The sequence below is a fragment of the Streptomyces sp. NPDC031554 genome (assembly GCF_055580685.1).
On sequence record NZ_JBVIKX010000009.1, the window covers coordinates 144,318 to 152,646 of the forward strand.

6 protein-coding genes are annotated in these 8,329 nt (G+C 71.5%); 5 read left to right on the top strand and 1 reads right to left on the bottom strand.

The window, feature by feature from the left end:
• Positions 1-158 precede the first annotated feature (158 nt).
• On the bottom strand, positions 159-1,112 hold the full coding sequence (locus ACZ5FU_RS23495) for a heme o synthase (protein ID WP_451530730.1): 954 nt from the start codon (positions 1,110-1,112) through the stop codon (positions 159-161).
• A gap of 412 nt (positions 1,113-1,524) precedes the next feature.
• On the opposite strand from ACZ5FU_RS23495, the gene tkt reads away from it, so the two are divergent.
• The 5 genes from tkt to pgl are packed head-to-tail and all read left to right on the top strand — an operon-like array spanning position 1,525 to position 8,234.
• Positions 1,525-3,612 (top strand): transketolase, encoded by a 2,088-nt coding sequence (tkt, locus tag ACZ5FU_RS23500; protein WP_469046550.1) that lies wholly within the window; start codon positions 1,525-1,527, stop codon positions 3,610-3,612.
• 33 nt (positions 3,613-3,645) lie between these two features.
• Positions 3,646-4,764, top strand: a complete 1,119-nt coding sequence (gene tal / locus ACZ5FU_RS23505) for a transaldolase (RefSeq protein WP_469046551.1) — start codon at positions 3,646-3,648, stop codon at positions 4,762-4,764.
• 4 nt (positions 4,765-4,768) lie between these two features.
• Entirely contained in the window at positions 4,769-6,292 is a 1,524-nt protein-coding gene (zwf, locus tag ACZ5FU_RS23510) for a glucose-6-phosphate dehydrogenase (protein ID WP_451530716.1), read from the top strand.
• The gene (gene opcA, locus ACZ5FU_RS23515) at positions 6,289-7,455 is read left to right on the top strand and encodes a glucose-6-phosphate dehydrogenase assembly protein OpcA (protein ID WP_451530715.1); all 1,167 of its coding nucleotides are present in this window, start codon (positions 6,289-6,291) and stop codon (positions 7,453-7,455) included. The genes zwf and opcA overlap by 4 nt, the downstream gene beginning before the upstream one ends.
• The gene (pgl, locus tag ACZ5FU_RS23520) at positions 7,452-8,234 is read left to right on the top strand and encodes a 6-phosphogluconolactonase (RefSeq protein WP_451530714.1); all 783 of its coding nucleotides are present in this window, start codon (positions 7,452-7,454) and stop codon (positions 8,232-8,234) included. The genes opcA and pgl overlap by 4 nt, the downstream gene beginning before the upstream one ends.
• Positions 8,235-8,329 lie beyond the last annotated feature (95 nt).

The window sequence follows — 8,329 nt, forward strand, 5'->3', positions numbered from 1 at the left end:
GCGCCCCGGTGCGGGCCGGGGTACACCACAGCGTGGTGGTTCCCCCCCCCGCCCCCCCGCCCCGGGGGGGGGCCCCCCCCGGGCGGGGGGGGGGGGGGGGGCCCCCCCCCCCCCCCCCCGGCCGCCGGACCGTTCAGGGGGTCCTCAGGAAGGGGTCCTCACCGCAGGAAGGGGTCCACCGCGACCGCCACGAACAGCAGCGAGACGTAGGTGATGGACCAGTGGAACAGCCGCATCTCCTTCAGCTTGCCGCCCGTGGTCTCCGCCTTCGCGCGGTTCTGGAGGGAGTGCGCCTCCCACAGCCACCAGCCGCCGGCCGCGAGCGCGACCGTGGTGTAGAACCAGCCGGTGTAGCCGAGCGGGGTCAGCAGCAGCGAGACGGCGACCATCACCCAGCTGTAGACGACGATCTGCCTGGCGACCACCTTGTTGGAGGCGATGACCGGCAGCATCGGCACGCCCACGCGCGCGTAGTCCTCGCGCACCTTCATGGACAGCGGCCAGTAGTGCGGCGGGGTCCAGAAGAACATGACGAGGAAGAGGACGACCGGCGCCCAGGAGAGGGAGTCGGTGACGGCGGACCAGCCGATGAGGACCGGCATGCAGCCGGCGATGCCGCCCCAGACGATGTTCTGCGAGGTACGGCGCTTGAGGATCATCGTGTAGACCACGACGTAGAAGAGGAGCGCGCCGAGGGCCAGCCAGGCGGACAGCCAGTTGACCGTCAGGCCGAACAGGAGGGTCGACACGACCGCGAGGGTGACGCCGAAGGCGAGGCACTCGCGGGGACTGACCATTCCGGTGACCAGTGGACGCTGCGAGGTGCGGTCCATCAGGGCGTCGATGTCGCGGTCGATGTACATGTTCAGCGCGTTGGCGCCGCCCGCGGAGAGATAGCCGCCCAGGCAGGTGAGCAGCACCAGACCGAGGTCCGGCACCCCCTGCTGGGCCAAGAACATCACCGGAACGGTGGTGATCAGCAGCAGTTCGATGATCCGCGGCTTGGTCAGCGCCACGAACGCCATGACGCGGGCCCCCACCGGCCGCCGGCTCGGGCTCTGGCTCGTCCCGATAACCCCCGCTGGACGGGATTCAACGGCCGTCACGCACACCCCTGACAGAGACATCCCAGCGAGCCTCCCCGCGTGAAGTACGGGTAAAGGCTCGCGCGTACCACGCCACTGTAGACGTTGCCCATACCCCGGGCTTCGCGGGGGTGGGGTCGTGTTGGGGGGCCACGCCCGGCGGCGGTTCCGGCCGTCGCGAGGAGGCGCGCTCACGAATCGCACAGAGGCTCGATTGAGCAGTCAGATGAGCGGCTCCGTATTCATGTGCCGAATGCGACTTCGGCCGGTCGGGAGGCGGATCCCCGAATGGCCCGGCAGTCTGGAATGACTCGAAAAAACGCACGTCCTCACGGGGGTAGGCTCGACCGCGGCCGGTGGTCATTCCGTCACCGGCAGCCGGTGGGCGCGCGCCCGAAGCAACCGGTATTCGACATGTGGAGAGGAGCCCTGACTCAGGGTGAGCACCAAGCCGACCACCACAGACCTCGAGTGGACCGAGCTGGACCAGCGGGCCGTGGACACCGCCCGCGTCCTGGCCGCCGACGCCGTACAGAAGGTCGGCAACGGCCATCCCGGTACGGCGATGAGCCTGGCGCCCGCCGCGTACACCCTCTTCCAGAAGGTGATGCGGCACGACCCCGCCGATGCCGACTGGGTCGGCCGCGACCGCTTCGTGCTGTCCGCGGGCCACTCGTCCCTGACTCTCTACACCCAGCTGTACCTGGCCGGCTTCGGCCTGGAGCTGGACGACCTGAAGGCCTTCAGGACCTGGGGCTCGAAGACCCCCGGTCACCCGGAGTACGGGCACACCACGGGCGTGGAGACCACCACCGGCCCGCTGGGCCAGGGTGTCGCCAACGCGGTGGGCATGGCGATGGCGGCCCGCTACGAGCGCGGCCTGTTCGACCCGCAGGCGCCGCAGGGCGAGTCCCCCTTCGACCACTTCGTCTACTGCATCGCCGGTGACGGCTGCCTGCAGGAGGGCATCTCCGCCGAGGCGTCCTCGCTGGCCGGTCACCAGAAGCTCGGCAACCTCGTGCTGCTGTGGGACGACAACCACATCTCCATCGAGGGCGACACGGAGACGGCCGTCTCCGAGGACACCGTCAAGCGGTACGAGGCGTACGGCTGGCACGTGCAGCGGGTCGCCCCCAAGCCGGACGGCGACCTCGACCCGCACGCCCTCTACGCCGCGATCGAGGCGGCCAGGCAGGTCACGGACCGGCCGTCCTTCATCGCGATGCGCTCGATCATCGCCTGGCCCGCCCCGAACGCGCAGAACACCGAGGCCGCGCACGGCTCGGCGCTCGGCGACGAGGAGGTCGCGGCCACCAAGCGCGTCCTGGGCTTCGACCCGGAGCGGTCCTTCGAGGTCGCGGACGAGGTCCTCGCCCACACCCGGCAGGCCCTGGAGCGCGGTGCCCAGGCGAAGGCGGAGTGGGAGAAGTCCTACCAGCTGTGGCGGGACGCCAACCCGGAGCGCGCGGCCGAGTACGACCGCGTCGCGGCGGCCGAGCTGCCGGCCGGCTGGGAGGAGCAGATCCCGGTCTTCGAGCCGGGCAAGGGCGTCGCCACCCGCGCGGCGTCCGGCAAGGTGCTCCAGTCGCTCGGCGCGGTCGTCCCCGAGCTGTGGGGCGGCTCCGCCGACCTCGCCGGCTCCAACAACACGACGATCGACAAGACGTCGTCGTTCCTGCCCGAGGGCAACCCCCTGCCGGAGGCGAGCCCGTACGGCCGCACGGTGCACTTCGGCATCCGCGAGCACTCGATGGCCGCGGAGATGAACGGCATCGCCCTGCACGGCAACACCCGCGTCTACGGCGGCACGTTCCTGGTGTTCTCCGACTACATGCGCAACGCGGTCCGGCTGTCGGCCCTGATGCACCTGCCGGTGACGTACGTGTGGACGCACGACTCCGTCGGCCTGGGCGAGGACGGCCCCACCCACCAGCCGGTCGAGCACCTGGCCTCGCTGCGCGCGATCCCCGGCCTGAACGTGGTCCGCCCCGCCGACGCCAACGAGACCGCGATCGCCTGGCGCGAGATCCTCAAGCGCTACACCAAGGTCTTCGGGAAGGGCGCCCCGCACGGTCTGGTCCTCACCCGCCAGGGCGTGCCCACCTACGCGCCGAACGAGGACGCGGCCAAGGGCGGCTACGTCCTGGTCGAGGCCTCCACCGGGACGCCCGAGCTGGTCCTGATCGCCACCGGTTCCGAGGTGCACGTGGCCGTCGAGGCGCGTGAGCTGCTGGAGGCCGACGGCGTGCCGACGCGGGTCGTGTCGATGCCGTCCGTGGAGTGGTTCGAGGAGCAGGACCAGGGGTACCGGGACAGCGTGCTGCCGCCCTCCGTGAAGGCCCGGGTCGCCGTCGAGGCGGGTATCGGCCTCACCTGGCACCGGTACGTCGGGGACGCCGGCCGCATCGTTTCCCTGGAGCACTTCGGTGCTTCGGCCGACGGCAAGGTCCTCTTCCGCGAGTTCGGCTTCACTGCCGAGAACGTGGCCGACAAGGCCCGGGAATCCCTCGCGGCCGCCCAGCGCTGACGCCCGTACACGACACGTAGGAGATGTAATTCCATGACAGACGCACTCAAGCGCCTCTCCGAGGAAGGCGTCGCGATCTGGCTGGACGACCTGTCCCGCAAGCGGATCACGTCCGGCAACCTCGCCGAGCTGATCGACCAGCAGCACGTCGTGGGCGTCACCACCAACCCCTCGATCTTCCAGAAGGCGATCTCGCAGGGCGACGGCTACGACCAGCAGCTCTCGGACCTCGCCGCCCGCAAGGTCACGGTCGAAGAGGCCATCCGCATGATCACGACGGCGGACGTCCGTGACGCCGCCGACATCCTGCGTCCGGTCTTCGACGCCACCGGCGGTCAGGACGGCCGGGTGTCGATCGAGGTCGACCCGCGCCTCGCCCACCACACCAAGGCGACGGTCGCCGAGGCCAAGCAGCTGGCCTGGCTGGTCGACCGCCCCAACACGCTGATCAAGATCCCGGCCACGATGGGCGGCCTGCCGGCCATCACCGAGGTCATCGGCCTCGGCATCAGCGTCAACGTCACGCTGATCTTCTCCCTCGAGCGCTACCGCCAGGTCATGGACGCCTACCTGGCCGGCCTGGAGAAGGCCCGCGAGCGCGGCCTGGACCTCTCCCTGATCCACTCCGTGGCGTCCTTCTTCGTGTCCCGCGTGGACACCGAGATCGACAAGCGGCTCGACGCGCTCGGCACCGACGAGGCCAAGGCCGCCCGCGGCAAGGCCGGCGTCGCCAACGCCCGGCTGGCCTACCAGGCGTACGAGGAGGTCTTCGCGGGCGAGCGCTGGAGCGCCCTGGAGAAGGCCGGCGCGAACAAGCAGCGCGCCCTGTGGGCGTCCACCGGCGTGAAGGACCCGGCGTACCGCGACACGATGTACGTCGTCGACCTGGTCGCGCCGAACACGGTCAACACCATGCCCGAGGCGACCCTGTTCGCCACCGAGGACCACGGCGAGGTGACCGGCGACGCCGTGGCCGGCACCTACGAGCAGGCCCGCGCCGACCTCGACGCGGTCGAGAAGCTCGGGATCTCGTACGACGACGTGGTGCAGCTCCTGGAAGACGAGGGCGTCGAGAAGTTCGAGGCGTCCTGGAACGACCTGCTCAAGTCGACCGAGGCGGAGCTCCAGCGCCTCGCCCCTTCGGAGGGCTGAGAATTTGTCGAGCAGCAACCCGCTGCGTGACCCCGCAGACCGACGGCTCCCGCGCATCGCGGGGCCGTCGGGTCTGGTCATCTTCGGTGTCACAGGGGATCTGTCGCGGAAGAAGCTGATGCCCGCGGTGTACGACCTCGCCAACCGGGGTCTGCTGCCGCCGGGCTTCTCGTTGGTCGGGTTCGCCCGCCGCGAATGGGCCCACGAGGACTTCGCCCAGGAGGTCCACGACGCGGTGAAGGAGCACGCCCGCACGCCCTTCCGCGAGGAGGTCTGGCAGCAGCTCATCCAGGGCATGCGCTTCGTCCAGGGCACCTTCGACGACGACGACGCCTTCGAGCGACTGCGCTCGACGATCGACGAACTCGACAAGGCGCAGGGCACGGGCGGCAACTTCGCCTTCTACCTGTCGGTGCCCCCGGGCGCCTTCCCCGTGGTCATCCAGCAGCTGAAGAAGCACCGGCTGGCGGACCAGTCGAAGGGGTCGTGGCGGCGCGCGGTCATCGAGAAGCCGTTCGGGCACGACCTGCGGTCGGCCGAGGAGCTCAACGCGATCGTCCACGAGGTCTTCGCCCCGGACCAGGTCTTCCGCATCGACCACTACCTGGGCAAGGAGACCGTCCAGAACATCCTGGCGCTGCGCTTCGCCAACACGATGTTCGAGCCGATCTGGAACCGGTCCTTCGTGGACCACGTGCAGATCACGATGGCCGAGGACATCGGCATCGGCGGCCGGGCCGGCTACTACGACGGCATCGGCGCCGCCCGCGACGTCATCCAGAACCACCTCCTGCAGCTGATGGCGCTGACCGCGATGGAGGAGCCCGCCTCCTTCGACGCGGACGCGCTCGCCGCGGAGAAGACCAAGGTCCTCGGGGCCGTCCGGCTGCCGAAGGACCTGGGCCTCGCCACCGTGCGCGGGCAGTACGCGGCCGGCTGGCAGGGCGGCGAGAAGGCGGTCGGCTATCTCCAGGAGGAGGGCATCGACCCCCGGTCGAAGACCGACACCTACGCGGCCATCAAGCTGGAGGTGGACAACCGCCGCTGGGCGGGCGTCCCCTTCTACCTGCGCACCGGCAAGCGCCTGGGCCGCCGCGTCACCGAGATCGCGGTGGTCTTCCAGCGCGCCCCGCACTCCCCCTTCGACCACACGGCGACGGAGGAGCTGGGCAAGAACGCGATCGTCATCCGGGTCCAGCCCGACGAGGGCGTCACCGTCCGCTTCGGCTCCAAGGTGCCGGGCACCTCGATGGAGATCCGGGACGTGTCGATGGACTTCGCCTACGGCGAGTCCTTCACGGAGTCCAGCCCGGAGGCGTACGAGCGCCTCATCCTGGACGTGCTGCTCGGCGACTCGAACCTCTTCCCGCGCACCGAGGAGGTCGAGCTGTCCTGGAAGATCCTCGACCCGATCGAGCAGTACTGGGACGCGCACGGCACGCCGGCCCAGTACCAGTCCGGTACCTGGGGGCCCGTCGAGGCGGACGAGATGCTCGAACGAGACGGACGGAGCTGGCGCCGGCCATGAAGATCGACCTGACCGACACCACGGCAAGCAAGATCAACAAGGCGCTGGTGAAGGGCCGCCGCGCCATCGGCACACCGGCCGTGGGCATGGTGCTCACCCTGGTCATCGTCACCGACGAGGAGAACGCCTACGACGCGCTCAAGGCCGCGGGCGACGCGTCGCGCGAGCACCCCTCGCGCACCCTCGTGGTGATCAAGCGTGTCTCCCGCTCCCCGCGCGACCGCACCCAGTCCCGCCTGGACGCCGAGGTGCGGGTGGGCGCGGACGCGGGCACCGGCGAGACGGTCGTCCTGCGGCTGTACGGCGAGGTGGCCGACCACGCGCAGTCGGTGGTACTGCCGCTGCTGCTGCCGGACGCGCCGGTGGTCGCCTGGTGGCCGGTGAACGCCCCGCTCGACCCGGCCGCCGACCCGCTCGGCGCGCTGGCCCAGCGCCGCGTCACCGACACCTACGCCGCCGAGCAGCCGGTGCGGGACCTGACGGCCCGCTCGACGGCCTACGCCCCCGGCGACACCGACCTGTCGTGGACCCGCATCACGCCCTGGCGTTCGATGCTGGCCGCGGCGCTCGACCAGGTCACCTGCGAGGTCGAGTCGGTCGAGGTGGAGGGCGAGGAGTTCAACCCGAGCTGCGAGCTGCTGGCGATGTGGCTCGGCGACCGGCTGGGCGTGCCCGTCCAGCGCTCGCTGTCCGACGGGCCGGGCCTCACCGCCGTACGGCTGTCGACGTCCTGCGGGCCGATCGTGCTGGACCGGGCCGACGGCTCGCTGGCCACGCTGTCCATCGACGGGCAGCCCGACCGTGCGGTGGCGCTCAAGCGCCGGGACACGGCGGAACTGATCGCGGAGGAGCTGCGGCGGCTCGACCCGGACGACACCTACGCGTCGGCGCTGCGGTTCGGGGTGGAGCGGTTGCACACCTCCGGTGGCGGCGGCGACCGCGGTTCCGTCGGTCCCACCGCGGCGGGACCGACGGCCGACACTCCGGAAGCCGTCGCCAAAGGAGAAGTCGCCAAAGGAGAAGTCTCCGGAGGAGGAGTCCCCGGGGGCGAGGTCGCCGAAGGAGGACGGGCCTCGGTCGCCGCTCCCGTCGAAGCGGCTGCGGAAGCACCCGCGGGGGAAGCGGCGGCGCCGGCCCCGGTGAGGAAGGCGGCCGCGAAGTGAGCACGCCCCAACTCGTCGTGCATCACGACAAGGATCTGATGGCCCAGGCCGCCGCGGCCCGTCTCATCACGAAGATCGTGGACGCGCAGGCCTCCCGGGGCCACGCGTCCGTGGTCCTCACCGGCGGCCGCAACGGCAACGGTCTGCTGGCCGCGCTCGCGGCGGCCCCCGCCCGCGACGCCGTGGACTGGGGCCGGCTCGACCTGTGGTGGGGCGACGAGCGGTTCCTGCCCGAGGGCGACCCGGACCGCAACGTCACGCAGGCCCGCGAGGTCCTGCTGGACTCCGTGCCCCTGGACCCGAAGCGCGTGCACGCCATGCCCGCGTCGGACGGCCCCCACGGCGGTGACGTGGAGGAGGCCGCGGCCGGCTACGCGGAGGAGCTGGCCCGCGCGGCCGGCCCGGAGAACCACGGCCGTGTGCCCACCTTCGACGTCCTGATGCTGGGCGTCGGCCCGGACACCCACGTGGCCTCGCTCTTCCCCGAGCTCCCGGCCGTGCGGGAGACCGAGCGGACGGTGGTCGGCGTGCGCGGCGCGCCCAAGCCGCCGCCGACCCGCACCACCCTCACCCTTCCGGCGATCCGGGCGGCACGTGAGGTGTGGCTGCTGGCGGCCGGCGAGGACAAGGCGCAGGCGGCGGCCATCGCCCTGTCGGGCGCGGGTGAGATCCAGGCTCCGGCGGCCGGTGCGCGGGGCCTCGCCCGCACCCTGTGGCTGCTGGACTCCGCGGCGGCGTCGCAACTGCCGCGCTCGCTGTACCCGCCGGCTTCGCCCTGAGTCGAGCGGGGGGGGGGGGGGGGCCCGGGGGGGCCCCCCCCCCCCCCCCCCCCGCCGGCACCCCCGCGGGCCCGGGCCCCCAGCCCCGGCCCGCA